Origin of the sequence: Paractinoplanes brasiliensis, assembly GCF_004362215.1 — a bacterium.
Taxonomy (GTDB): domain Bacteria; phylum Actinomycetota; class Actinomycetes; order Mycobacteriales; family Micromonosporaceae; genus Actinoplanes; species Actinoplanes brasiliensis.
Window position 1 is genome coordinate 6,536,198 of sequence record NZ_SNWR01000001.1, and the last position, 26,685, is coordinate 6,562,882.

13 protein-coding genes and 1 pseudogene are annotated in these 26,685 nt (G+C 70.5%); 7 read left to right on the forward strand and 7 right to left on the reverse strand.

Features of this window, described 5'->3' with window-relative positions:
* Window position 1: 1 nt before the first annotated feature.
* Window positions 2-3,295, reverse strand: coding sequence for a GH92 family glycosyl hydrolase (locus C8E87_RS29395; protein ID WP_239080598.1), 3,294 nt, complete (start codon window positions 3,293-3,295; stop codon window positions 2-4).
* A gap of 575 nt (window positions 3,296-3,870) precedes the next feature.
* Between C8E87_RS29395 and C8E87_RS29400 the strand changes: the two genes are divergently transcribed.
* The 4 genes from C8E87_RS29400 (at window position 3,871) to C8E87_RS29415 (ending at window position 11,586) form a co-directional block, all read left to right on the forward strand.
* Window positions 3,871-4,986, forward strand: a complete 1,116-nt coding sequence (locus C8E87_RS29400) for a multicopper oxidase domain-containing protein (RefSeq protein WP_239080597.1) — start codon at window positions 3,871-3,873, stop codon at window positions 4,984-4,986.
* Between the two features lie 179 nt (window positions 4,987-5,165).
* A complete protein-coding gene (locus C8E87_RS29405; RefSeq protein ID WP_239080596.1) occupies window positions 5,166-9,089 on the forward strand; it encodes a ThuA domain-containing protein in 3,924 nt (1,307 codons plus the stop codon).
* A gap of 8 nt (window positions 9,090-9,097) precedes the next feature.
* Window positions 9,098-10,597 carry an OmpL47-type beta-barrel domain-containing protein gene (locus tag C8E87_RS29410; RefSeq protein WP_438866199.1) on the forward strand — a complete coding sequence of 500 codons (1,500 nt, stop codon included), beginning with the start codon at window positions 9,098-9,100 and terminating at the stop codon, window positions 10,595-10,597.
* A gap of 11 nt (window positions 10,598-10,608) precedes the next feature.
* On the forward strand, window positions 10,609-11,586 hold the full coding sequence (locus C8E87_RS29415) for a hypothetical protein (RefSeq protein ID WP_133876086.1): 978 nt from the start codon (window positions 10,609-10,611) through the stop codon (window positions 11,584-11,586).
* Between the two features lie 105 nt (window positions 11,587-11,691).
* On the opposite strand, the gene C8E87_RS29420 is transcribed toward C8E87_RS29415, so the two are convergent.
* Window positions 11,692-11,997, reverse strand: coding sequence for an antibiotic biosynthesis monooxygenase family protein (locus C8E87_RS29420; protein WP_133876087.1), 306 nt, complete (start codon window positions 11,995-11,997; stop codon window positions 11,692-11,694).
* Between the two features lie 9 nt (window positions 11,998-12,006).
* A complete protein-coding gene (locus C8E87_RS29425; RefSeq protein WP_133876088.1) occupies window positions 12,007-13,341 on the reverse strand; it encodes an SDR family oxidoreductase in 1,335 nt (444 codons plus the stop codon).
* A 175-nt stretch (window positions 13,342-13,516) separates the two neighbouring features.
* On the opposite strand from C8E87_RS29425, the gene C8E87_RS29430 reads away from it, so the two are divergent.
* A complete protein-coding gene (locus tag C8E87_RS29430; protein WP_133876089.1) occupies window positions 13,517-17,902 on the forward strand; it encodes a UvrD-helicase domain-containing protein in 4,386 nt (1,461 codons plus the stop codon).
* A gap of 74 nt (window positions 17,903-17,976) precedes the next feature.
* Here C8E87_RS29430 and C8E87_RS29435 read toward each other — a convergent pair whose 3' ends face one another.
* The 4 genes from C8E87_RS29435 to C8E87_RS29450 form a co-directional block, all read right to left on the reverse strand.
* Window positions 17,977-20,004, reverse strand: a complete 2,028-nt coding sequence (locus C8E87_RS29435) for a cellulose binding domain-containing protein (RefSeq protein WP_133876090.1) — start codon at window positions 20,002-20,004, stop codon at window positions 17,977-17,979.
* A 77-nt stretch (window positions 20,005-20,081) separates the two neighbouring features.
* Window positions 20,082-22,487: a CHAT domain-containing protein gene (locus C8E87_RS29440; RefSeq protein WP_133876091.1), complete on the reverse strand. Its 2,406-nt coding sequence runs from the start codon at window positions 22,485-22,487 to the stop codon at window positions 20,082-20,084.
* A 110-nt stretch (window positions 22,488-22,597) separates the two neighbouring features.
* On the reverse strand, window positions 22,598-23,140 hold the full coding sequence (locus C8E87_RS29445) for a TIR domain-containing protein (protein WP_133876092.1): 543 nt from the start codon (window positions 23,138-23,140) through the stop codon (window positions 22,598-22,600).
* Window positions 23,141-23,163: 23 nt separating this feature from the next.
* Window positions 23,164-24,135 (reverse strand): aldo/keto reductase, encoded by a 972-nt coding sequence (locus C8E87_RS29450; protein ID WP_133876093.1) that lies wholly within the window; start codon window positions 24,133-24,135, stop codon window positions 23,164-23,166.
* Between the two features lie 66 nt (window positions 24,136-24,201).
* Between C8E87_RS29450 and C8E87_RS29455 the strand changes: the two genes are divergently transcribed.
* Together C8E87_RS29455 and glgX are read left to right on the forward strand one after the other, a co-directional pair.
* Window positions 24,202-24,429 carry a hypothetical protein gene (locus tag C8E87_RS29455; RefSeq protein WP_133876094.1) on the forward strand — a complete coding sequence of 76 codons (228 nt, stop codon included), beginning with the start codon at window positions 24,202-24,204 and terminating at the stop codon, window positions 24,427-24,429.
* Between the two features lie 94 nt (window positions 24,430-24,523).
* Window positions 24,524-26,627: pseudogene (glgX, locus tag C8E87_RS29460) on the forward strand (glycogen debranching protein GlgX).
* The last annotated feature ends 58 nt before the right edge of the window (window positions 26,628-26,685 follow it).

The following is a 26,685-nucleotide window of genomic DNA, read 5'->3' on the forward strand; positions in this document are numbered from 1 at the left end:
CTCAGCCGAGCAGCTCCCACTCGGCCAGCTGGGTCGCGGGAGCGCCCTGATTGGCGGTTATCTGCAGGCGGTAGCGGGTGTACGCCGTCGTGTTGGGGATGACGAACGCTCGCGTCTGGCGGCGGTCGGCGAAGGCCAGGTCGGTGCGGGTGTCCAGCGTCGTCCAGGTGGCGCCGTCGTTGGAGGCCTGCAAGGTCCAGCTGCGGGGGTCGCGGCCGGGAACGTCGTCGGCCGAGGTCAGGGTGTACTGCTTGACGGTTGCGGCGGTGGGCAGGCGGTATTCGAGGGTGGCTGCGCCGGCGAACGTGAGCCACTTCGTCAGCGACGTGTCGTCCACAAGCTTGGCGGCGGTCTCGTTGGGAGCGTTCTCGCCGTCGGCCGTCACCGTGCCGCCGGTGGCCCTGTCGGCGAGCGGGCGCGGGGCGGCGCTCCCGGTGGTCAGCGAGGGCGGGATGTCGCCGGCGCCTGAACCCCACGAGGACGGCGACGGGCCCATGGTGAAACTGAGCGTGCCACCGGCCAGCAGATCGGCGTGGGTCAGATAGTTCTTCGTGTACGGGACCCCGTTGAGCGTGGCGCTTTGGATGTAACGGTTCGTGTCGCTGACGCCCGGCGCGGAAACGGTGAACGTGCTTCCGTTCTCCAGCGCAATGGTGGCCGACGGGTGCAGGGGAGCGCCGATCGTGTAGTCGGTGCTGCCCATGCGGGCGGGGTAGAAACCGAGCGCGCTGAACACGTACCAGGCCGACATCTGCCCGTTGTCCTCGTCGCCGAGATAACCGCCGCCGTTGCCCGCGCCCGAACCGTAGAGGCGGGTCAGGACATCCCGTACGCGGGTCTGGGTCTTGGACGGCGTGCCCGCGTAGTTGTACATGTAGAGCATGTGGTGGATCGGCTCGTTGGGATGCGCGTACTGGCCCATGCCGGTGTCGTAGGCCTCGCGCATCTCGTGGATGACACCGCCGTACGAGCCGGGCAGGTAATCGCGGGAGGCGGCGAACACCGAGTCGATTTTCGCCGACAGTTGCGCCCGCCCGCCGTACAGGTTGGCCATGCCCTGCGGGTCCTGCGGCGCGGGTGTCGCGTAATGCCACGGCGCGCCCTCGGTGAACTCGTAGCCCCATTCGTTCGGACGGAAAGCGGAATCAGCCGTACGCCAGGCGCCCGACGACGTCCTGCCGCGGAAGAACCCGGTCGACGCCGAATACAGGTTCGCGTAGTCCAGCGCCCGGTTCTCGAAGTAGGCGGCATCCTCGGGGAATCCCAGAGCCCGTCCCAGTTGCGCGATCCCGAAGTTGTTGTTGGCGTCCTCCAGCGTCCAGGAAGCCGATTCCCCCCGTACGTCGGTGGGCACGTACCGCTTGAACGTGGACACCTCGATTCCCTTGCGCCCGCGCGAACCCGACGACGAGTACACAGCCGCGTTCTTCACCATTGACGCGTACGCGGCCCGGTAGTCGAAGTTGCGCACGCCCTTCACGTAGGCGTCGGCGAACGCCAGGTCCTGGTTGGTGCCGACCATGATGTCGATGTATCCGGGACCCGACCAGCGTGGCGTCCAGCCCCCGTTCTTGTAGGCGTTGACGAAACCGTCGAGCATTTCGCCCGTACGGGTGGGGGAGAGCAACGTGTAGAGCGGCCAGACCGCCCGCGCGGTGTCCCAGAAGCCGTTGTTCACGTACATCTGCCCGTCGTGCACCTGGTTGTCGTACGGGCTGAAGTATTTCCGGACCCCGCCCACCATCTCGGACATGTTGTTCGGGTACATGTACGCGCGATACAGGTTCGAGTAGAAGGTCACCAGCCGGTCGGTCGAGGCGCCTTCAAGACGCACCTTGCCGAGCGTGCTGTCCCACAGGGCCGCGGCCTCCTCCCGTACGGTGTCGAAGCTTTTCGCCCCGAGCTCCTGCGACAGATTGGCGGTGGCCTGCGCGACGCTGATGTACGAAGTGGCCAGTTTCAGCGTCACCTGCTCGCCGGCCGAGGTGGCGAACCGGATCCAGCTCGTCACGCCCTGCCCGCTCACGTTTCCGGTCGCGGCGATCGCCTTGTCGACGGTGGCCGAGAAGTACAGGCGCGGGCCCTTGTGGTCGAGGTGGCCGGTGATCGTACGGGCGCTCGCATTGACGCTGATCGAGCCGCCGACCTTGTCGATGGTGTCGAACACGATGACCGACTCGGACGCCGCGGGGTATTGGAAACGCATCACGCCGGCGTGGTCGGCCGGGCTCATCTCGGCGGTGATCCCGTACGTGTCGAGCCGGGTCTTGTAGTAATGGGCCTTGGCGACCTCGTTGCTGTGGCTGAACGTGGACCTGCGCGCGTCCGGGGTCGTCTTCACCGAGCCGGTCATGGGCATGATCTGCAGCTGGCCGTAGTCGCCGATCCACGGGCTGGGCTCGTGACTGACGCCGAATCCCTGCACGGTCGGCGAGTTGTACTGGTAGAGCCAGCCGTCGCTGTTGCCGTTCGTGATGGGCGTCCAGAAATTGAAGCCGTTCGGCACTGTCGTTCCCGGGAACGTGTTGCCGCGCGAGTAGCCGACGTCGGAATTCGAGCCACGGCGCGTGTCGACCAGATCGGACAGCCGGGGCGCGGGAACGTCTGCGGTGATGGCGAGGTCGTCGAGGTAACCGCGGAACGTGCCGGTGTTGCCCGGCTGGTCGTAGCCGATGAGGATCCGGTCGATCGTGCGGCCCGCGACCCACTGCCCGATCGACGAGCTCACGAAGTTCCAGCGGTCGAAGCCGAGCACAGAACCGCTTCCCTGGTACGCGGGGTGCAGCCGTACCCCGTTCTGATCGAGCGCGCCGGAGTCGCGCAGCCGGGTGCCGTCGGTGAGGACCAGGTCCACGGCGACGTCGAGGTGGCCGCCGGACTGGGGGTAGAGCCAGTACGACAGCGTGGTCGCGGCGGTCACGGGGATGTCCACGTCGTAGATCCGGTTGTACGAGTACGACGTCGTGGTGCTCGTGTCGTTGCCCGAATACATGAGGGCGGCCGTGCCCGTGTGCGCGGTCTCGTTGCGCGGGGCGCTCTCCATGGCGGTCAGACCACAGCAGTAACCGCCGACGCCGGCGCTGCTCTCGACGCTGTTCTGCCACGTGGGCGCGGGGTCGCCGGACTCGAAGCCGGTCACGAAGTCACCGGGCGCGGCGGCCGCCAGGGCCGGTGACACTGCGGGAGGGCGAGCCATGGCGGCGGTGGGGGTGACTGCCGTGCCGAGGCCGGCGGTCAGCAGCAAGGCGGCGAGCCAGGGGAAGACCCGCTGAGGGGTCCGGGTGCGTGTACGCATGCTGCGACCTGCCGTTCGCGGGGGATGGAGGGAGGCGCGCGACGGATCTTCCGTGACAACGTTGTCAAGTTTCGCGATAGTAAACAGACCTATCGGAGTTCGTCAATGACATGGCATCGACCGACTCCGATCGTCCACTTTCGTCGCCGAGAGCTTTACTTTCATCGATGTGAGTCATAAGTTGCTCACATCAGACCGAAGTTTTGATTCTTCCGAGAAAAGTCCGTAACAGCGCACGGCGGCGGGTGGCGGCCCGGGTCGGGCGTGGCGACGCCGTGGCCTGGGGCTACGGCTCGCATCGTGGGCCGTCCCGACCGGCCGCGGAAGGGTTCTCGCCCGGCCGTGGCAGGTCTGCAAGCGCTCGCGAGTGGTCCCGATCCGTGCGCGAGGGTCTCGCGGCGGAAGGCAGCCCTCGGCGGCAGGGCGGCAGGCGACCGTCGCGCGGGCACCTCTTCCGACATGTGGACCCACCGGTTCATGACCGGTGACGCGGGAGGACGCGCATGAAAGATGACAACGTTGTCAGACCGGCTCGGCGGTGGAGTTGGGGCCGGCGCGAAGCCGGTGGGGAGGCGGTGACCGCCGAGACGCCGGAGCGGCTGCGGCGGCGCTCGCTCTTGGCCGCGGCCGGAGTTCTCGGGCTCACCGGTGGCGCGGTCACGGTGGCGACGACGACGCGCAGCCAACCGGCCAGCGCCGCGGAAGGCGTCACCAAGCGGATCACCATCTATGCGGTCGCGCTGCCCGGCAACCAGTTCGGGTACGGACTGACGCCGGAGACCGCGAGCATCCCCGGCCCGGTTCTCGAGATGTACGAGGGGGACACGCTCGAGATCACGCTGGTCAACACGACCAACCAGCGGCTCTCCATCCACCCGCACGGCGTCGACTACAGCACCGAGTCGGACGGGGCGCCGTTCAACAACTCGTTCAACGCGCCCGGCGAGACCCGCAAGTACGTGTGGCGTTCACACGAGATGACCGCGGCCGCCGGGCGCCGGTTCACGCCGGGCAGCGCCGGTTACTGGCACTACCACGACCACGCGATGGGCACCGACCACGGCACCGCCGGGCTGATCAAGGGTCTGTACGGCGCGCTGGTCGTACGGCGGCGCGGCGACATCCTGCCCGACAAGCAGTTCACCGTCGTGTTCAACGACATGCAGATCAACAACAAGGCCGCCCCGAACACCCCGATGTTCGAGGCGAACCTGGGCCAGCGCGTGGAGTGGATCGCGATCGGGCACGGCAACTTCTTCCACACGTTCCACCTGCACGCGCATCGGTGGGCGGACAACCGTACGGGATATCTCGAGGGACCGTCCGACCCCAGCCCGGTCGTCGACAACAAGGACCTGAACCCGGGCAACTCGTTCGGGTTCCAGGTCGTGGCCGGTGAGGCCGTGGGCCCCGGGGCGTGGATGTACCACTGCCACGTCCAGTCGCACTCGGACACCGGCATGGCCGGCATCTTCCTCGTCCGCAACGCCGACGGCACCATGCCGCCGGGCGCGCAGGAGGCGATCGACCGGTTCAACGGCCACCAGCACACGGCGGCGGCCGCGGCGTCGGCAGCCGCCGGATCAAGGGCAGCCGGCGAAGGCAAGACGTCATTGCCCGCGGCCCCGGAGTCGCAGGCGGGTGGCGCCGACAGGACGCAAACGCACGTACACGGAGGGACTGGCTCATGAGGCTCAGACGGTACCGTGATCCATCGGACCGCCCCGGAGTTATCCACAGCCGAGGGTTGTCCACAGGGCACCCCGCAAAGATCGCAAAACCCGAGGAGAATGCTCTGAGGGGGCGCCCCCTTGGGAGGGTGGGCCCTGGGCGGCGATCGTTGATCTTGGGGCTGGCTTCGATCTTGGCGTTGGGGATTGCTCCGGCGGGTCTTGCGGCCGCCGCCGAGCCGGCCCAGCCCGGCGCGACGGCCACCGACCCCGCTCAACCAGCCGGCACGGCCAAGCTGGCAGCAGCGGCAGCCGCCACCAACGAGCCCGGCATCCTCATCTTCTCCGGCGCGGCGGCCGCCCAGCAGGACCCGGTCACCAGGGCGACCCAGGCCATCAAGGAGCTCGCCACCGCACAGGGCCTCAAGGCCACCTCCACCACCGACCCCGCCGTCTTCAGTGCGACCGGCCTCGCCCCGTACCGGGCTGTGGTCTTCCTTTCCGCAGACGGCGTGGCACTCACCGGCGTACAGGAAACCGCTCTGAAAGGCTTTGTCAACGCGGGCGGCGGGTTCCTCGGCGTCGGCGACGCGGCGCGGGCCCAGCTCGACTCGACGTGGTTCACCGGGCTGATCGGCGCTCGCCCGGCCGGCGCGATCCCCGTCGCGCACCCGGTCGCGGCGGTCACTGCCAGCGGCGAGAACCCGCCGAGCGAGACAGCGGTCAAGCTGATCGACGGCGACTCCAACACCAAGTGGCTGGTCCGCACGCCGACCGGCTGGGTGCGGTACGAGCTGGCGGCGCCGACGCGCATCACCGCGTACGCGCTGACCTCGGCCAACGACTTCGTGGGACGCGACCCGAAGGACTGGAAGCTGCAGGGTTCGGCCGACGGGCAGAACTGGACCGACGTGGACGGGCGCGCAGGGCAGACGTTCCCGGACCGTTTCCAGACCCGCCGGTTCGACGTCGCGACCCCGGGCGAGTACAAGTTCTACCGCCTGAACATCACGGCCAACAGCGGTGAGCCGCTGACCCAGCTCGCCGATCTGCGGCTGTTCACCGGGACGACCGAGACCCCGGCCCCGCCCGCGGTGGCCCGCTCGGTGGTCGACATCCTGGACCGGCAGCACCCCGCCACCGCCGGCCTGCCGCTGACGGTGACCCGCGAGGACCGCTGGAACAACTGGGACCCGAACCCGATCGGGCAGGTGCACACCCTGGCCCAGGTCGAGGAGCGGCACTACAACCCGGGGCTGGGCGCCAACGGCCCGTTCCACCCGATCTCGTGGTGCCGTGACTACGACGGCGGCCGGTCCTTCTACACCGGCATGGGGCACACCGAGGGCTCGTACGGCGAAGAGGCGTTCCGCAAGCACCTGAGCGGCGCGCTGGGCTGGACCACCGGCATCGTCCGCGGCGACTGCCAGGCCACCATCGCCTCGAACTACAAGGTCGAGCGGCTCACCGCGCCCAACCAGACCGGCCAGCTGGACCAGATCGGCGAGCCGCACGGGCTGACCATCGCCCCCGACGGCACCGTCTTCTACGTCGGCAAGGCGGCCTGCCCGACCGGGCCCGTGGTTCCCTGGACCGACCCGAAGGTGGGCCTCGGCTGCGGCACCATCCACTCCTACGACCCGGCCACCAAGCAGGTGAAGCTGCTGACCACGCTGCCGGTGATGGGCAACCGGGGCAGCGGCGACGAGCTCGTGAAGAACGAGGAGGGCCTGCTCGGCATCGTCCCCGACCCGAACTTCGCCCAGAACAATCACCTGTACGTGTACTGGATGCCGCACGCCTCGATCGACCGTGAGAAGCGCATCGGTCAGCGGACCGTTTCCCGCTTCACGTACGACAAGGCGGCGCAGACGATCGACCAGGGCACCCGCAAGGACGTGCTGAGCTGGCCGGTGCAGATCCACAGCTGCTGCCACGCGGGCGGTGGCATGGCGTTCGACGACGACGGCAACCTGTACGTGGGTTCCGGTGACAGCAACTCGTCGCAGGGCTCGGACGGCTACTCCGGCAACAACTGGACGGCCGACTACCAGGGCCTGTCGTTCCAGGACGCCCGCCGTACGTCCGGCAACACCAACGACCTCAATGGCAAGATCATCCGGATTCACCCGGAGCCGGACGGCACGTACACAATCCCGCCGGGCAACCTGTTCCCGCCGGGCACCGCCAAGACCCGCCCCGAGATCTACGTGATGGGCGTGCGCAACATCGCCCGGCTGCAGATCGACCCCAAGAAGCAGTGGCTCACCGCGGGCTGGGTCGGCCCCGACGCGGGCTCGCCGAACCCGGAGCTCGGCCCGGCCAAGTACGAGACCGCCACGATCATCACCGAGGCGGGCAACCACGGCTGGCCGTACTGCATGGGCAACCGGCAGCCGTACCGGGACCGCAGCAACACCGACGCCAAGGTGCTGACCGGCTGGTACGACTGCGACAACCCGAAGAACGAGTCGCCGCGCAACACCGGCCTGGTCGACCTGCCGCCGATCAAGGACAACATGATCTGGTACTCGCCGGACGGCGGCGGCCCGGTCTTCCCGAAACGCGAGGGCAGCGACATCCCGACCTACAGGGCCGCGGACGCCACGTACACCCAGCCCTACCTGCGCGGCGGCGGGCAGGCCATCATGTCCGGCCCGACCTACCACCGCGACCTGGTCGACCCGGCGTCGAAGGTGGCGTGGCCGGCGTACTGGAACGACAAGTGGCTCATCGGCGACCAGTCGAACGCGGCCAACCGGGTCGCCGTCACGGTCGACCAGCCGGGCAAGCCGCCGGCGTTCGGCGAGTCGCTGCGGGCCATCATCCCGGCCGGGGGCGGCGCCAACCAGCTGCAGTCGTGGATGGACGCCAAGTTCGGCCCGGACGGCGCGCTCTACATGCTCGACTACGCGGGCGGCTTCTTCAGCCTGCACGCCAACCAGAAACTGATCCGCATCACGTACACCGGTGGCGCGCCCACCCCCGCGCCGGCCGCGACCTCGGTGGCGGTGCAGAACAAGCCGCTCACCGTGGCGTTCAACGGCTCCCGCTCGGGCGGTCTGTCGCACAAGTGGACGTTCGGCGACGGCGGCACCTCGACCGAGGCCAACCCCGTCCACACGTACGCCAAGGTCGGGGTCTACACGGCGACGCTGGCCATCACGTACGCGGGTGGCCGCACCGAGACCGTGTCCACGTCGGTGACCGTGGGTTGCGTCGTGGCAGACCCCGTTCCCACCGTACGGCTCGACGACGTCGACACGCAGGTGCCGAACCGTGCCGTGGGGCAGGGCTGCACGATCGACGACCTCATCGACGACGAGAGCACCTGGTCGACGCACGACGGCTTCGTCCGGCACGTGAACGCGGTCGCCGCCTCGGCCAAGGCCGCCGGCAAGCTCAACGACCGGGAAGCCGGCACCCTGACCCGCCTCGCCGCCTCCTCCAGGATCGGCACCGCGGGACACACCGGGTACGTCTCGATCTACAACGGCACGCCGGAGTCGCTGCAGGACTGGGCGCAGGCGCCGACCGGGCAGTTCACGATCCAGCCGGACGGGTCGCTGCGGCCCAGCGGCGGGCTCGGGATGCTCTACTACACCAAGCCGTTCAAGGACTTCTCGCTGACACTGCAGTTCCGCGACATCGCACCCGGCGACGGCCGCGGCAACAGCGGAATCTTCACCCGGTTCCCCGACCCGCGCATCCCGCTCGACCAGCGGCCCGAGGGCAGCTGCAGCACAGTGGGCTCGGCGCGCACGTCGCAGGCCTGGGTGGCCATCTACTGCGGCCACGAGCTGCAGATCTACGACGGCGAGAGCGGTGAGCCGCAGAAGACCGGCTCGATCTACAACTTCGACCCCAACCCGCTGTCGGCGGCGCGGCCCACACCGAAGAACGTCTGGAACACGTACGAGATCAAGGTGGTCGGGCAGCACTACACGCTGATCCGCAACGGGGTGGTGATCAAGGAGTTCGACAACACGCCGGGCAAGCAGTCCTCGCGTGCCGGCGACCCGCCGACCGACCTGCGGCAGTTCGCCGAGGGCCTGATCGGGTTGCAGAACCACGGCGACGCCGACCTGGTCGAGTTCCGCGACATCCGGGTGCGTGCCCTGTGAGGCGCCTGATCGGGCTCTGCGCCGCGCTGCTGCTGCTCGTCGGCGGCCTGGCGTCACCGGCCCGGGCCGCGCAGACCCTCACCTGGACGGCTGACGACGGGATCACCGCGTACAAGTCGGCGCCCGCCACGGCGTCGGCCGGTGAGACCACCATCGTGTTCGAGAACAGCGCGGCCACCGGCAACACGACCGGGATGCCGCACACGCTGACCTTCGACACGTCGACCGAGGGCTACAACCACGACGTCACGCTGAACATCCTGGCCAACCCGTTCGACGCCAACAACGGACGGCACCAGGCCACGGTGACCCTGACCCCGGGACGGTACCGCTATTTCTGCTCGATCCCGGGGCACAGCACGATGGTCGGCGAGCTCGTGGTCACCGACGGGCCGGGCGACCCCGACACGGCGCCGCCCACGGTGACCGCGTCCGCGTCCGGCACCCAGGACGCCGAGGGCAACTACGTCGGCACGGCCACCGTCACGGTGACTGCCACCGACACCGGCGGCTCGGGCGTCGACAAGGTGGAGTACGCGCTGGACTCCGGCTCGTTCCAGGCCTACACCGCGCCCGTGGCGGTGTCGGCGGCCGGCTCGCACGTGGTCCGCTACCGGGCCACCGACAAGGCGGGCAACGCCTCGGCCGAGGGGTCGCTGTCGTTCACCGTCGTCGAGCCGGCGCCGGATGAGGACACCACACCGCCGGTGGTCAACCACACGATCGCCGGTGACCAGGACGACGACGGCAACTACGTCGGCACGGCCACGGCCACGCTGACCGCCACCGACGACGACTCCGGCGTGGACCGCGTCGAGTACTCGCTCGACGGGGCGGCCTTCACGGCCTACACGGCGCCGGTCGTCGTCTCGGCCGTGGGCATGCACATGCTGCACTACCGGGCCACCGACAAGGCCGGGAACACGTCGGCAGAGAAGATGGCCCACTTCACGGTCGTGCCCGCGGAGGAACCCGACACCACGCCGCCGGCCGTGGCGGCCGAGGTCGACGGCGAGCAGAACGACAACGGCGCGTACGTGGGAAGGGCCACCGTCACCGTGACGGCAACCGACACCGAGTCGGGCGTGGCGAGGATCCAGTACGCGCTCGACTCGGGCGCCTGGCTCACCTACACCGGGCCGGTCGTGGTGACCGGGCTCGGCGCGCACACCGTACGGGCTCGGGCGACCGACGCGGCGGGCAACACCTCGGCCGACAGGACGGTCACGTTCACCGTGGTCGGCTCGGGCTCGGACGCCTGCGAGGTGCCCGACCCCCGGCCCACCGTGGTCATCGCCGGCGACGACACGGGCGTGCCCAACAGCGACACCGGCGACGGCTGCACGATCAACGACCTGATCGACGAGTACGCCGCCTACCCCACCCACGCCGCGTTCGTGCGGCACGTCGAAACCGTCACCGCCGCGCTGGTCGCGGGCGGCACCCTCACCAAACGGCAGCAGGGCACGATCGTCCGCGCGGCCGCCCGTTCGGACATCGGCTCATGAGAGGGCTCATCATGCGTAAGCGTTTCGCAGGCTTTGCCGCCGCCGGTCTGCTGGCCGGCCTGATCCCCGCCGTCCCCGCCAGCGCCGCGCTGGTCACCTACTGCATCGGCACCGGCGGCGCCGTCACCGTGCCCAACGACCTGCTCGTCCCGGCCGGCGAGTCGTGCGCGTTGACCGGCACCATCATCACCGGCAACGTGACCGTGCAGGCCGGGGCCAACCTGGTCGTCACCGGCGGCAAGGTCTCGGGCGAGGTGAAGGTGGCCGGCAACGGCTACCTAGACGCCTCCACGACGTCGATCGACGGCACGATCGTGCTGGCCGCGGGCGGCTACGGCGTGTTCCTCAAGGACGCGTCGAGCGGCACGGTGAGCGTACGGGCGAAAGGCACGACGACGATCGACAGCTTCCTGTTCGTCGAGAGCTCGACGATCAACGGCAACGTGTCGGCCCAGGCCGGTGAGGTGCGGCTCGACAAGAACACCTCGGTCGAGGGCAATGTCAGCAGCACCGGCTCCTACTACACCGACGTGCACGACTCGTTCGTCGACGGCTCGCTCTCGGTGCTCAACAGCGCCACCGGCAGCGTGATCTGCGGCAGCTCGGTGCGCGGCAAGGCCACCTTCGCCGGCAACCTCGGCGGGGTGCAGCTCGGCCCGAACGGCCCCCTCGACAGCTGCGCCTCCGGCGGCTTCTTCGGCAAGGACGTCAGCGTCACCAGCACCACCGGCGGCGTGACGGTCGACGACAACATCGTCGACGGCACCCTGACGGCCACCGGCAACAACCCGGCCGCCCAGATCGCCGCCAACAACCGCATCCGCAAGGGCGTCATCACCGACAGCGCTGCCGCTGCCGCCGCCGCTCGCTCGGGTGCCCGCTCGGCCGCCCGCCCCGCCGCCCCGCGGCAGGACGACACCGTCAAGGCCGACGAGCGCCGCACCGACGCCGTCCAGGAGGCCAAGGCCGCCGGGCCGGCCGACCTCTGACCACCCTTCCACCACCCGGCCCCGGACCCGCCCCGGTCCGGGGCCGGCCCCTGTGTAGGCGTACTTGTCACAAGTACGCCTACACAGACCGCTTTCTCTGGCGGCTCAGCGGCCTGTCACCTCGAAGTGGGTCACCGTGGTCTCGCGGTCGAGCAGGAACTCGTCGTCGGAGGGGTAGAAGACGGCCCGGCTGATGTCGTCGCCGGCGAAGGCCCTGATCGCGTCCAGGGACTGCCACCAGCTGACCGTGACGACCTCGGTGCGGCCGTCGCCGAGGTCGCGCGTCCACATCTCGGCGTCGAGGTTGCCCGGGGTGGCTCGGTATTCGGCCATTCCGGTGCCGTCGATGTAGGCCACGTACTCGGCGGCCCGCTCGGTCGCCACCCAGCCCCGCCACATCCGCGCGATCATGCCTCGAGCCTAGGGCTGATCGTGCTGGGCCCGCCAGGCGGCGACGGCCAGGCCGGTCGCGATGGTGGCGTCGACCAGAGCGATCCGGCGCCAGCGGGGTGAGGCGGCGGCCAGGGCCAGGCCGGTGCTCGCGTGCAGGGCGTCCAGGGCCGCGCTGAGCAGGGTCACCCGCGCGGTGGGGGCGGCGGTGGTGACGGCGGCCTGTAAGATCTGGCGGGTGCCGAGGACCCGGGCCACGACGGTCGCGGCGGCGGGGACGGGCCGGCCCGCGGTGCGCAGCAGCACCTCGGGCGCGAGCAACAGAGCAGAGGCCCATCCCGTACGGGCCATGGTAGCGGCCCGCATCGGATGCGCCGGCCCGGCCGCGTTCCACCGGCGTACGGCTTCCAAAGCCACCTCTCCGGGGCGCCGTCGCCGGCCGATCAGCGTGGTGAACGGGCTGTGGCGCAGCACCCGGCCGGGGTGGGCGCCGTGGACGCGTCCGGGTTCGTTGATCGGCCCGTCCACGTTGTCGGCGGCGTCGTCGGGGCGGTCGGTGCGCTGCGAGCCCACACCGGCGCGGCGGATCGCGAACACGGCGTCGGTCAGGGCCGGGAACAGGCGCTGAGCCAGGCCGAACGCGTACGCGGCGCCGCCGACGGGCACCTCGCGGGTGGGGTGCCGGGCCGCTTGCACGATGGCCTTGGCGACAACCTCGGGCGCGTAGACCGGGGGCGGCGGCTTGACCATGGCGCCCAGCTTGCTGCGGGCGTGTTCGAAGAACGGCGTCGCGACCGAGGCGGGCAGGACAGTGGTCACCGCGATCGGCGCGCCTTCCTGAGCGAGCTCGACACGCACGGCGTCGTAGAACGCTCGCAGCGCGAACTTGCCGGCCTCGTACGGGGCCTGCAGGGGCACCGAGCGTACGCCCTCGGCCGAGGCGATCCCGATCAGCACACCGCCCCCGGCTCGGCGCAGGGCGGGCAGCGCGGCGTGGGCGCCGTGCACGTGACCGAGGAAGTTCACCCGCATGACCTGCTCGAACTCGTCACCGGTGATCGACTCGACCCGGCCCCAGATGCCCACGGCGGCGACGTTCACCCAGGTGTCGACGCGTCCGAACGCCCGCTCGGCGGTGGCGGCGAGATCGCGTACGGCGGAATCGTCGGTCACATCGGTGGGCACGGCGATCGCCGTGCCGCCGTCGGTCCTGATCTCGGCCACGAGCGTGTCCAGCGCCTGGGCGCCCCGCGCGGCACAGACGACCCTCGCCCCGTGGGTGGCGAAGGCGAGGGCGGTCGCGCGGCCGATGCCGCTGGACGCCCCGGCGATGACGACGACCTGATCGGCAACCGGCTTCGGCATGGACTCAGGGCTACCCGCTCCCGGGGCGGATACGCCTGGAGTCCGGCCGGGAACTTGTCATACCCCTCTGCTTGGCTTGCTGTCAGTCGTTGATGATGCGAACGCCCGATGGTCGTCCGGCTGATCGTCACGCAAGGTGTAGGCGGCGTGAACTAAGGGGGATCTTGTGGAGTCCGTGGCGGAGGTTCTGGCGGCCGAGCAGAAATACTTCGACCACGTGTCGGATCATCGTGAGCGGATGCGCCGGGCCCTGCTCGACGCCCCGGCCGCGGCGGCCAACGCGGGGGCCGCGGTCCACCTGCGCAAAGACGCCGAGGCCCGGCTGCAGCGCATCGGCGAGCCCGACGACGCGGTCGCGGTCGGGCGCATGGACGACGAGGACGGCGATGTCCTCTACGTCGGTTATCACACCATCTTCGACGACGACTCCGAGGTGCTGGTCGTCAACTGGCAGGCGCCCGCGGCCGCGCGCTACTTCACCGCCACCCACGCCGACGCGCAGGGCCTGGCCCGTAAGCGCAGCTTCGAGACCACGGGCAACGTCGTCAACGCGTACGAGGACACCGTCTTCCGCCAGCTCGCGGCGGCCGTCGCCGAGCTCGAGGAGCCGGGCGACGCGCTTCTCGACGACCTCAACCGCGACCGTACGGGTCAGATGCACGACATCGTCCGTACCATCCAGGCCGCCCAGTTCGACCTGATCCGCGCCCCGCTCGACGAGATGCTGATCATCCAGGGCGGCCCCGGCACGGGCAAGACGGCCGTCGCGCTGCACCGGGTGTCGTGGCTGCTGTTCAACTACCGCGGCACCCTCCAGCCCGAAGACGTGCTGATCGTCGGGCCGTCGCCCACGTTCACCCGCTACACCCGTACGGTGCTGCCCAGCCTCGGCGACACCAGCGTGGCCCAGCGCGACATCGGCCAGTTCCACCCGCCCGTACGCCGCGGCCGCCTCGAAGAAGCCGAGGTCGCCCGGCTCAAGGGTGACGGTCGCATGGCGGGACTGCTGCGCCGGGCGCTCTACGACCGGGTCGGTGTCCCGGCCGACCAGCTGCCGGTCGAGGCCCAGCTCGACGGCCGGCCGGTCGTGTTCACCGCCGACGAGATCAACGAGTTCGTCGCGCGCAGCCGCCAGACCCCGGGCACGTTCGGTCAGCAGCGGCAGATCTTCCGCAGCCTGATGCTGAACTCGGCGACCGAACGCGCCCGCGAGCGCCGGCTCGGTGTCCGTACGGCCCTCGACCAGCTGATCGAGCGCATCTGGCCGACCTTCACCGCGGCCGCCTTCCTGCGCGACCTGTTCGGCTCCCGCGACAGGCTGATCGCCGCCGCCGGCGAGGAACTGACCGTCCGCGACGTCGCGCTGCTGCACCGCCGCGGCGCCGAGCGCATCTCCGACGAGGTGTGGAGCGCGGCCGACCTGCCGCTGCTGGACTACCTCGAGGCGCTGATCCACGGCATCGAGCAGCGCTACGGCCACATCGTCGTCGACGAGGCCCAAGACCTGTCACCCATGCAGCTGCGCTCGATCGCGATGCGTTCCTCGACGGGCTCGATGACCGTGGTCGGCGACATCGCCCAGTCCACCGGGCTGTGGGCCCGCGACGACTGGGACGACGTGCTCGAACACCTGCCCGCCCAGCTGCCGCAGCGGCTGGCCGAGCTGAGGTACGGGTACCGCGTGCCCCGCCAGGTCTTCGAGATCGCCGCGCGGCTGCTGCCGTACGCCGCGCCCGAGGTCACCGCGCCGCAGGTGGTGCGCGACGGCCCCGCCGACCCGGTGTTCCGCCTGACCGACGACGACAGCCGCGCCTCGATCGCGGTCGAGACGGCCATGGCCCACGCCTCCCACGGCCGTTCCGTCGCCATCATCTGCCCCGCCGCGCACCGCTGGGCCGTCGAGTCCGAGCTGACAGCCCGCGACGTGGCCTGGCGTGCCGCCTCGCGCAACGAGCTCGGCCAGGGGGTCAACCTGGTGAGCCCGCACGAGGCCAAGGGCCTGGAGTTCGACGCCACCGTGGTCGTCGAACCCCGTGACATCATCGCCGAGGATGAGCGGGGCCACCGCCTGCTGTATGTGGCGCTGACCCGCACCACGCGCTACCTGGCCGTGATCGGCATCCTGCCCCCGGTCGGCGATGCCGTGCTCGAACTGGAGCCGCTCGACCGTTTCGAGCTGACCCAGTCGCTCCCGGCGCCCACCGCCATCGGCACCGCCACAGTCCCATCCCCCCGGACCGCCGACAACCGTGAGGAAACGCCGCCCGGCGCCCTCCCGTTCACCGTGCCGTCAGCAGACGAGCCGTCGGTGCTGTCATCACGCCTCGCGGCGGCGTTGTCGGCCGACGGACCGTGGACGTCGCGGCCCACCGTCCCACCGCCGCCGGACGAGAAGCTGCGGTCGCCCTCGGCCGCGCCATCTTCCGAGCCCGCGAACTCCGCCACGCCCCCCACCGTCACACCCCTGGCAACGCCGGCGACCTCAGCGCCCGTGGCCGCCGCGCCCGCGCCCGCCGCACCCGCTCCCGAGCCCAGCGTGTCGCTGGATGGTCCCGCGCCCGGAGTGTCCGGGTCCGAGCGGGTGTTCGGCGTGCCTGCGGCTGTGTCCGTGCCCGCCGCGCCTGTTTCCGAGCCTGTGTCCGGCGTGCTTGTGAATGCGCCCGCGCCTGCTGGGTCGGGGTCCGAGCGGGTGTTCGGCGTGCCTGCGGCTGAGTCCGCGCCCGCCGCGCCTGTTTCCGAGCCTGTGTCCGGCGTGCTTGTGAATGCGCCCGCGCCTGCTGGGTCGGGGTCCGAGCGGGTGTTCGGCGTGCCTGCGGCTGAGTCCGCGCCCGCCGCGCCTGTTTCCGAGCCTGTGTCCGGCGTGCTCGTGAATGCGCCCGCGCCCGCTGGGTCGGGGGCCGAGCGCCTGTTCGACGTTCCGCTGCCAGAGCCCGCGTTCGACGCGCCCGTGGCTGAGGCTGTGTTCGACCTGCCGGTGCCTGGGGCTGTGTTTGATGCGCCTTTGTCGGGGGCGCCTTCGGCTGAAACCGTGTCCGGGACGCACGTGGCTGAGGCCGTGCCGCCCGCACCTGCGACTGCGACTGGCTCTGCGGTGCCCAGGAGTGGATTCAAGCTCGCGACACCGCTGCCTGCGTTCGAGGCGTCGGTGGCCGAGACTGGATCGGCGGGACCGGTGGCTGACCTTGGCTCTGCGCTGCCCGCACCAGCGCCCACGTCCGGCGTGTCCAGGTCCGGCGTGCCCACGTCCGAGCATGCGTCGGCGGTGCCCGCGACTGCGCCCACTTCTGCCGTGCCCGCAATCGCGCCTACCTCTGCCGTGCCCGCGACAGCGTCCACGTCTGAGCATGCGTCGCCGGTGCCCGCAATCGCGCCTACCTCTGCCGTGCCCGCGACAGCGTCCACGTCTGAGCATGCGTCGCCGGTGCCCGCAATCGCGCCTACCTCTGCCGTGCCCGCGACAGCGTCCACGTCTGAGCATGCGTCGCCGGTGCCCGCAATCGCGCCTACCTCTGCCGTGCCCGCGACAGCGTCCACGTCTGAGCATGCGTCGCCGGTGCCCGCAATCGCGCCTACCTCTGCCGTGCCCGCGACAGCGTCCACGTCTGAGCATGCGTCGCCGGTGCCCGCAATCGCGCCTACCTCTGCCGTGCCCGCGACAGCGTCCACGTCTGAGCATGCGTCGCCGGTGCCCGCAATCGCGCCTACCTCTGCCGTGCCCGCGACAGCGTCCACGTCTGAGCATGCGTCGCCGGTGCCCGCAATCGCGCCTACCTCTGCCGTGCCCGCGACAGCGTCCACGTCTGAGCATGCGTCGCCGGTGCCCGCAATCGCGCCTACCTCTGCCGTGCCCGCGACAGCGTCCACGTCTGAGCATGCGTCGCCGGTGCCCGCAATCGCGCCTACCTCTGCCGTGCCCGCGACAGCGTCCACGTCTGAGCATGCATCGCCGGTGCCCGCAATCGCGCCTACCTCTGCCGTGCCCGCAACCGCGCCCATCTCTGCCGTGCCCGCGACTGCGCCTGGCTCTGCCGTGCCTGCGACAGCGTCCACGTCCGGCGTGTCCACGGCTGAGCATGCGTCGCCGGTGCTCGCAACTGCGCCTGCTTCGGCCGCGCTCGTGACTGCGCCCGCTTCGTCCGGGCTCGTGGCTGCGCCCGCTTCGGCCGGGCTCGTGGCTGCGCCTGGCTCTGCCGTGCCTGCGACGGCGCCTACCCCCGCCGTGCCCGTGGCCGCCCCCGCCCCGCCTGTGGCCGTGCCCGCTTCTGCCGTGGCCGCGCCCGCTCCGGCCGCGCTCGTGGCTGCGCCGGCCGCGCCCGCCCCGCCCGCCTCGCCGGTGGCTCCCCAACCCGCGCCTCCGTCCCCGGCGGCCCCGTCCGTAGCTGCGCCTGTGTCCGCGGTGACCCCGTCCGTTGCGGCGGCGCGGGCGAGGGGTGGCTCGCTCTCCGCTCAGATCGTCGAGTTGGCGGCGGCCGAGCTGGCCGGTCAGATCCGGGACAATCTGCAGCCGTCCCAGTGGCAGGCCGTCGTCCAGCGAGTCGGAGAGCTTCTGACCGAGGAGTAGACCGTTCCCCGGCCGGGCGGTGCCGGGCGGGTGCCGGGCGGGTGCCGGCGGAGGCCGGCCGGGGAGCGATGCGATCAGCTGCTGGTGCAGACGTGGCCGTTCAGGTCGAACACCTCGGGCAGCACGTTCGGGCCGCTGTAGCTGCCGACGAAGCCGACGTTGACCGTGGCCCCCGCCGCGAGGGCGTTGTCGCCGGTGACCCGCACGGTTCGGCCGTCCGCGGTCCAGGTGGCGTTCCAGCCGCTGTTCAGGCTCTGCCAAGTGGTGGGCCACCCGAAGGTCAACGTCCAACTGGCCATCGCGTTCGCCGTGTTGTTGGTGATGTCGATCGAGCCGACGTAACCGTTGCCCCAGTCGTTGGTGTCGCGGAACTTCACCGTGCAGGGCGCGTCGGCCGGCGTCCCGGTCGTGAACGTCAGCGGGGGAGAAGCCACCGACGTGCGGCCGGACCCGTCACGGGCCACCACGTTCACCGTGTAACGCTTGCCCGGCTCCAGGTTGCGTACGGTCAAGGAAGTTGACGTTGTCTCACCCAGCTGGGCGGCCACGCCGTCGACCTGGCGGAACACCTCGTACTTGAGCCCCGGGCCGGCGGACGGCCACGAGATCGTCGCCGTACGGTCGGTTGTCGTGGCGGTGGGGCGGGCCGGAGCCGGCAGGGCGGCGCCGCTGTCGAAGGGGCGAAGGGTGACCAGCGATATCGAGTACGGGGCAAGCGTCTGCGCGCCCGCTGTCCCCGTCCGCGCCGTGGTCAGCTCGTCGGCTCCGTTGGTGTAGGTGACCACAGTCGGCGCGCCCGCCGCGGGGGTGAAGCCGTGGTACTTCAGGGCGACGGTCCGCTCGTTGTCCGGGTCCTTGTTGATCAGCAGGACGCTCAGGTCGCCGTTGGGGCGGCGGACGGCGTGGGTGCTGACCAGCGAGTCGTCGGCGCCGGTCCCGATGAAGCGGTCACCCGGGCGGGCGAAGGAGCCCATCAGCTTGAGCGCGTGGTACGGCGCGAACGGCGTGTTCAGAGGCGGCTGGCAGACGGTGTTGTCGGCGTTGCAGTTGCCGCTGGAGAGCAGCCCGAAGTCGTTGTAGTCGGTCTGCCCGGCCACCGTCGACACCGTGCCGAGCCCGTTGTGCACGTTCCACCAGTGCACGGTGAACACGCCCTGGGCCAGCAACTCGCTGTAGACGTCGGCCAGGAACAGCGCGCCGGGCTGGGTGTTGCGGCCGATGTCGACATTCGTCTCGGTCATGCTGATCCGGATGCGGTCGGCGTTGTCCCCGGCGTACCGGGAGATCTGCTGCCGCAGCAGGAACATGGCGTCCTTGATGTGGCTGCTCTTCGTGAGTGTCTCGGCCGCCGAGGAGCCGCCGGGATACCAGTGCACGTCCACGAAGTCGATCACCGAACCGGCCCGGGTCAGCACTTCGGTGTTCCAGCTGCCTTCGTCGCCGGCGCCCACGATGCCGTCGGGCCAGTTGCCCGGCATCGTCAGCACGGCGCCGACCTTGATGCTCGGGTCGACAGCCTTCATTGCCTGCGCGTACGCGACCACGTTGGCCGCGTATTCCTTCGGGCTCTTGTCGGCGTGGTCGTCGGCCTCCCACGCGGAGCCGTAGTGACCGTTGCCGTAGTTCTCGTTGCCGATGGTCCAGTACCGGGCGTTGTACTTCTTGGTCACGTTGGCGTAGCGAACCCAGTCGGCCGCCTCCTGTGCCGTGCCCGTGCCGTAGTTCGCGATGATCATCGGCTCGGCCCCGGTGCGCCGGGCCCCCGCCATGAAGGTGTCGAAGTCGGTGCCGGGCGCGACGTAGCCGCCGGGCGCGGTGTGGTCGCGCCAGTGGTAGATGTCGGCGTACGAGCCGCCCGGGTAGCGCAGCATCTGCACGCCGGCGTCCTTGAGCAGGTCGGACACGGCGGGGGTGCCGAGCTGGGAGTCCCAGATGGCGTGGTTGACGCCGAGGGCGCCGGTCGCGACGGGGGCGAGCCCGGCCCGCACGTCGACGTCGACGCGTGTGGTGTCGGCGGCGACGGCGGCCGACGGTGGCGCGAGGGCGACGGCGGCGAGCAGGACGGTGCTCGCGAGGCCGCGCCGGAGCAAGGATCTGTTCACAGGTCTCTCCGCAGAGGTGAACGAATGGGAGCGCTCCCATCGTCGAGGTGCGGAGTGACGTCTGTCAATGAATGTTTTCAGGAACCGTGCAGCACGAAACCCGCCCAGAAGTACGGGTCGGCAAACCCTCTTCCCGTACGCAACCAGCGCCGGCTTCGCTGCAACGCCAGCGCGACATCCTCCGGCTCCCCGCGCCGGCGCATCGCGGCCAGCTCCCGATAGAAGCACCCGGCGAACAGCGCGGTGACCCGGTCGTGCACCGGCCACAACGTGCTCACTACGGCCGCCGCCCCCGCGGTGAGCAGCGCGAACGGCAGCCCGATGGCATCGTCCGACAACCCCCGCAGGTCGGCCTGCCCGGTCTGGCAGGCGCTCAGGAACACCAGGCGCGCCCCGAGCGGCGGCAGCGCCCGCAGATCGTCGAGCGTGACGTCACCGCCGGTCAGCAGGAGCCGCATCGACGCGAACTCGGTCCAGTCGTTGGACCCGTGACAGGCCAGGTGCGCGTACCGGCATCCGGGCAGTTCCCGCAGCAGCGCCTCCTTGGTCGCCTCGTCCGCGAGCAGCACCCGCGCCCGGCCCCCGAACGAGCCTTCCACCTCGGCCGCCTCGGCACGGGTGCCCGGCAGCGGGGACGCGTCACCCCGTACGGGATCAGCGAAGATCACGGCCGAGCCCGGCCCGGCGTTCCTCGCGCGCTGCCGGCTCAGCTCGGCCATCGCCGCCGACGGGGCCAGCGACAGCACGATCACATCACCGAGCGGCCCCGGCGCACCGGTCGCGGGGTCCACGACCTCGGCTGCCGCCCACGGATACAGCGTCGCCGGACCGGTGGGCACGATGGTCAGCCGGTCCTCGCCGTCGCGCAGCAGCGTGTCCACGACCGGTTGCAGCATCCGCCCCAGCGGTCCGGCGATCCGGCGTACGGCGTCGGTCGGCTCCAGGTCCTCCTGCTGCGCCGAGACCAGCCCCTGCCCCGGGTCGGCCAGGTGGTGGAACATCGCGAAGACCGCGGCCGAGGTGAGTTCGTTCTCGAAGACGTCGAGCCTGTCCCCGCGAAGCAGGAGCACGGCCGAACCGAAAGGCACCGAGACCGCGTACGCGAGAGGGAAGCTCACCGTGATCGGGACGGGACCGGGACCGAAGCCGCGCATCCGGGTGCGCTCCAGCAGCTCGGCCGCCGCGCGGGCCGCACCGCACCGGACCAGCGCGTATGCGGCGTACCGGGCCAGCGCCGGCCGGGCCGCCAGCAACCGCAGACGCTCCTCGCTGCTACCCGCCCGGCTCAACATCAGCTCCTGGATCGTCAGGCATTCCTCGTACGCGTCCCGCGCCTGCGGCCAGCGGCCCAGTTCGGCGTGTACCGCCGCCAGCAGCTGGGTGATCTCGAGCGCGGGCCCCGGCGTGATCCGAGGGTCGACCAGCCCGCACAGGCGCTGCAGGGTGCGGACCGTCCGCTCGGAACTGCCGTGCAGCCGGTCGGTGGCCCGCGCGACGCTTTCCGCGAGCGGCCCCCGCCGTACGGCATCGGCGGTTGTCAGACCCGCCTCGGCAGCGGCCACCGCCTCCAGCAGCAGCGCCTCCTCCTCGCCGGACGGGGGCCCACGGAACACCTCCCGCAGTTCCAGCGCCGGACCGGGCAGCCCGAACGCGGCCGGGTTGACGTCCATGAGCCGCAGGATCCGCAGGTCGGCCGGGTCACCGAACACCGTGGCCAACGTCTGCCCTTGACGGCCGGTCCGCACCTCGGCGGCCAGATCGAGCAGCGTCCGGCAATAATCCTCGCGCGCCGACTCCAGCAGCGGAAGGACCAGCCGGTACGTCTCCACGGCCTCACCCAGCGTCCGCGCGTTCCCGTCGACGCGCGTGAGGGCGAGCGCCAGGTTGGCCGCGGTGAACGCCCAGCCCACCGGGTCCTGCTCGATCGGCCGCAGCGGCAGCGCCTCCCGGCACAACTCGACGGCGAGTTCCGGTTTCCCCAGCCGCAACGAGACCACAGCCAGGTTGGTCGCACTTTGCGCGCGCAGGCTGTCGTCCCCGGACCACCGGTGATACTCCAGCGCCTCAGCGATCAGCTCCTCGGCCTCCTCGAGCCCTTCCCGCGTCCCCTGCAGGGCGATCGCCAGGTTCTCGGACGCCGCCAGCTGCCCCTCGACGTCCCCGAGCTCGATCCACAGCCGCCGGCTGAGCCGCAGACACTCCACAGCCCAAGCCTGCTGCCCCTCAACCCCGCCGGCGCTGCCCGCCGCACCCTCAGCCGTGCCGCTCCGCGCCTCGCTCCCAGCGATGCCGGCCCCCGCCTCGCCCTCAGCCGCGCCGCCCTCAGCCGCGCTGCTTCCGGCTGCTCGCCGATGCGCCACCGAGCCGATGTTGAACAACGCCGCCGCCCGGGCCGCCGTCAGCCCACCCTCTTCCAGCAGCCCAAGCGCCTCCCGCGCCACGGCATCCCACCGCCGCGGCGAAGCGTCGAGGTTCTCACTCAACCACCGGACCAGCCGAAGCCCCTCTTCCCCAGCAACCAACCGCTCTCGCCCACCCACAAGCCGCCCCCATTCGCCACCGTCAATTACTGACGGACAGGCGATGGGGAGAATCAGAACCTGCGGGTATAGGCGGCCAGGTTCTGGAAGCGGGTCACGTCGAGCCAGTCGCTGCCCGTGGTGTCGACCGCGCACCCCGCGTCGCGCAGGCGGCCGGCGATCTTGTTCAGGCTTTCCGGGGTGCCGTTGAAGTGCACGACGTTGAGGCCGGCCATGTCCGAGGCGGGACGCAGCCGGCCGATCTCGATGATGACCGTGCGCTCGGGCTGCAGCGCCAGCGCCATCCCCGCTTCGATCAGCACGTTCGGCCGGGGCTGGCCGGTGGCCGACGTCTCGTACGCGGGTTCGTCCGTGCCCTGCAACGACGGGTGCAGGTAGGCGCCGTCGTCCGGGGTCATCAGCACGACGGCGGCCTGGTTGGTGGCGAAGCCCTCGCGCAGGATCTCACCCATGTACGGGGTCGGTCTGCCCGTACGGCGGCGCACCTCTTCCCAGTCGAGCGGCCGCAGGTCGAGGGCTTGCAGGAACGCCCACAGCGCCTTCCTCGCCTGGTCGTCACGGCCGTGGACAACGAATACGTCGCGTGCGTCCGGCATGCGCCGATCGTAGTCAGCCGGTGTCAGTACCCGGACGGCAGCCGGGGCGTGTAGTGCTCCTCGAGCGCGGTCAGCTCGTCATCGGTGAGCTCGATGTCGAGGGCGGCCACGGCGTCGCTCAGGTGGTGCGACTTGGTCGGGCCGACGATCGGCGCGTCGACGACCGGGTTGTGCAGCACCCACGCCAGGGCGATCTGCGCCATCGGCACGCCGCGGGCCTCGGCGACCCGGCGTACGGCGTCGACGATCGGCCGGTTCTCGTCGCCGTCGTACCGTGCCTGCAACGGGTCGACCTTGGCCCGCTGGGAGCCCTGCTCGTCCCACGGGCGCGCGAGGCGGCCCTTCGCCAGGGGGCTCCACGGCACCGACCCGACGCCCTGATCGGCCAGCAGCCCGAACATCTCGCGTTCCTCCTCGCGCTGCACCAGGCTGTACTGATTCTGCATGCTGATGAACCTGGTCCAGCCGCCCAGGTCGGCCGCGTGCTGCAGCTTGGCGAACTGCCAGGCCCACATCGAGGACGCGCCGAGGTAGCGCACCTTGCCCGCCCGTACGACGTCGTGCAGCGCCTCCATCGTCTCCTCGACCGGCGTTTCCGGGTCGAACCGGTGGATCTGGTAGAGGTCGAGGTAGTCGGTGCCGAGGCGGGCCAGCGAGTTGTCGACCTGTTCGAGGATCGCCCGGCGGGACAGGCCGCGTCCTCCCGGCCCCTCGCTCATCGGGAAGAACACCTTGCTCGCCAGCACGATCGACTCGCGGTCGGTGTATTTGCGGATGGCCCGGCCGACCACCTCCTCCGAGGTGCCGTCGCTGTAGACGTTGGCGGTGTCCCAGAAGGTGATGCCCAGTTCGAGGGCCTGCCGGAAGACGGGCTCGGCGGCGGCGTCGTCGAGCGTCCACTGATTGCTGCCGCGGTCGGGCTCCCCGAAGCTCATGCACCCCAGCGCGATGCGGCTGACCCTCAGACCCGAATTCCCCAGACGCGTGTACTCCATCCGCCCAACCTATGCCGGTGAGACCCCGTACGCATGGCCCCCGCGGCCGCTGGGTAGTCGATGCTCATGACCGACGAGACCGAAGGCGCCTGGCGCGACGAGAGCAAACTGCCGTTGTCCGAGCTCACCCGTGCGATGGCGAGCAACTCGCAGGACGGGCAGGTCGACGATCTGACCGGCGAGGACGCAGGCGCCGAACAGGCGTACGGGGACGGCTCCGCGACGGACGAGACCCGTGGCCTGCGCCCCTCACCCGACGGAACGACCCCGGCCGGGTGGAGCGGGCCGAACTGACCGTACGAGTGGTCTGCGCCTCGGTGCCGGTGGATCGGGCCGGAAGTGGGTACACGCGCTTCTCCATGTTCGCGAGAGAGACGAGTCGTCACCCATGAAGATCTGGCCCGGTTCGCCGTACCCGCTGGGCGCGTCCTACGACGGCGGCGGCACCAACTTCGCCCTGTTCTCGGAGGTCGCCGAACGGGTCGAGCTGTGCCTGTTCGACGACGACGGCACCGAGACCCGCATCGACCTGCCGAGCGTGAGGCGATGGTGTGGCACGGCTACCTGCCCCGCATCGTGCCCGGCCAGCGCTACGGCTACCGGGTGCACGGTCCGTACGACCCGTCCCAGGGGCTGCGCTGCAACCCCGGCAAACTGCTGCTCGACCCGTACGCCAAGGCGATCGACGGTCACTACGAGTGGAACGAGGCCCTCTTCTCGTACCGGTTCGACGACCACGCCGCGTACAACGACGAGGACTCCGCCCCGTACGCGATGAAGTCGGTGGTCATCAACCCGTTCTTCGACTGGGGCAACGACCGGCCGCTGCACATCCCGTTCCACCAGACCGTGATCTACGAGGCGCACGTCAAGGGCATGACCGCGCAGAACCCCAAGGTCCCCGAGGACGTACGGGGGACCTACTCCGGCCTGGCCCACCCGGCAATGATCAAGCACTTCAAGGAGCTGGGGGTGACCGCGGTCGAGCTGATGCCGGTTCACCAGTTCGTGCACGACAGCAACCTGGTCGAGCGCGGCCTGCGCAACTACTGGGGGTACAACACCATCGGCTTCTTCGCGCCGCACAACGACTACGCCTCGTTCGGCGGGCACGGCGGGCAGGTGCAGGAGTTCAAGTCGATGGTCAAGGCCCTGCACCAGGCCGGCATCGAGGTCATCCTGGACGTTGTCTACAACCACACCGCCGAGGGCAATCATCTCGGGCCGACGCTGTCGTTCCGCGGCATCGACAACCCGGCGTACTACCGGCTGGTGGATGACGACAAGCAGTACTACTACGACACCACCGGCACCGGGAACAGCCTCAACGTACGCCACCACGAGTCCTTGCGGCTCATCATGGACTCGCTGCGCTACTGGGTCACCGAGATGCACGTCGACGGTTTCCGGTTCGACCTGGCCGCCTCCCTGGCCCGCGACTTCCACGAGGTCAACCGGCTCGCGGCCTTCTTCGACCTGGTCAACCAGGACCCGATCGTCTCGCAGGTCAAGCTGATCGCCGAGCCGTGGGACGTCGGCGACGGCGGCTACCAGGTGGGCGGGTTCCCGCCGCTGTGGACCGAGTGGAACGGCAAGTACCGCGACAGCGTGCGCGACTTCTGGCGGGGCGAGCCGATCGGCCTGGGGGAGTTCGCCTCCCGGTTCGCGGGCAGCTCCGACCTGTACGAGATCGACGGCCGCCGCCCCATCGCCTCGATCAACTTCGTCACCGCGCACGACGGCTTCACGCTCGAGGACCTGGTCTCCTACAACGAGAAGCACAACGACGCCAACGGCGAGGACAACCGCGACGGCGAGAGCCACAACCGCTCATGGAACTGCGGCGTCGAGGGCCCGACCGACGACGCCGCCGTCATCGCGCTGCGCGAACGGCAGAAGCGCAACTTCCTTGCCACGCTGCTGCTGTCGCAGGGCGTGCCGATGATCGCGCACGGTGACGAGCTGGGACGCACCCAGGGCGGCAACAACAACGTGTACGCGCAGGACAGCGAGATCAGCTGGGTCGACTGGGCCGAGGCGCGCCACCACGACGTGACGACGGTGTTCACCCGCCGGGTGACCAAACTGCGGGCCGACCACCCGATCTTCCGCCGGCGCCGCTTCTTCACCGGCGAGCCGGTCGGGGAGTCGGGTCTGCCCGGCATCGCCTGGCTGCGCCACGACGGCAGCCCGATGCGGGAACAGGACTGGGCGCCCGGCGCGGCCCGCACGCTGGCGGTGTTCCTCAACGGCAACGGCATCTACGAGGCCGACGCGCTGGGCGAACGCATCGTCGACGACTCGTTCCTGCTGCTGTTCAACGCCGCACCGGAGGAGGTCGAGTTCACCCTGCCCGGCCAGGCCTACGGCAACGCGTGGGAGGTCGCCCTCGACACCGCCGACCCGCTGCTCGCCAAGGCGGGCACGGTCAAGGCCCAGGAGGGGTACGCCTGCCCCCGCACGCCATGCTCGTGCTGCGCTGCCAGTACTGATCGGCGAACGGCGGCCGGCCGGTGTGCACCCGGCCGGCCGCCGTGGCGCCAGAAGTGG

Excerpts from the sequence above, each read along its gene's own strand:
- C8E87_RS29395 (WP_239080598.1), bottom strand. The coding sequence starts at position 3,295 with ATGCGTACACGCACCCGGACCCCTCAGCGGGTCTTCCCCTGGCTCGCC.
- C8E87_RS29415 (WP_133876086.1), top strand. The coding sequence starts at position 10,609 with ATGCGTAAGCGTTTCGCAGGCTTTGCCGCCGCCGGTCTGCTGGCCGGC.
- C8E87_RS29420 (WP_133876087.1), bottom strand. The coding sequence starts at position 11,997 with ATGATCGCGCGGATGTGGCGGGGCTGGGTGGCGACCGAGCGGGCCGCC.
- C8E87_RS29425 (WP_133876088.1), bottom strand. The coding sequence starts at position 13,341 with ATGCCGAAGCCGGTTGCCGATCAGGTCGTCGTCATCGCCGGGGCGTCC.
- C8E87_RS29445 (WP_133876092.1), bottom strand. The coding sequence starts at position 23,140 with ATGCCGGACGCACGCGACGTATTCGTTGTCCACGGCCGTGACGACCAG.
- C8E87_RS29450 (WP_133876093.1), bottom strand. The coding sequence starts at position 24,135 with ATGGAGTACACGCGTCTGGGGAATTCGGGTCTGAGGGTCAGCCGCATC.
- C8E87_RS29455 (WP_133876094.1), top strand. The coding sequence starts at position 24,202 with ATGACCGACGAGACCGAAGGCGCCTGGCGCGACGAGAGCAAACTGCCG.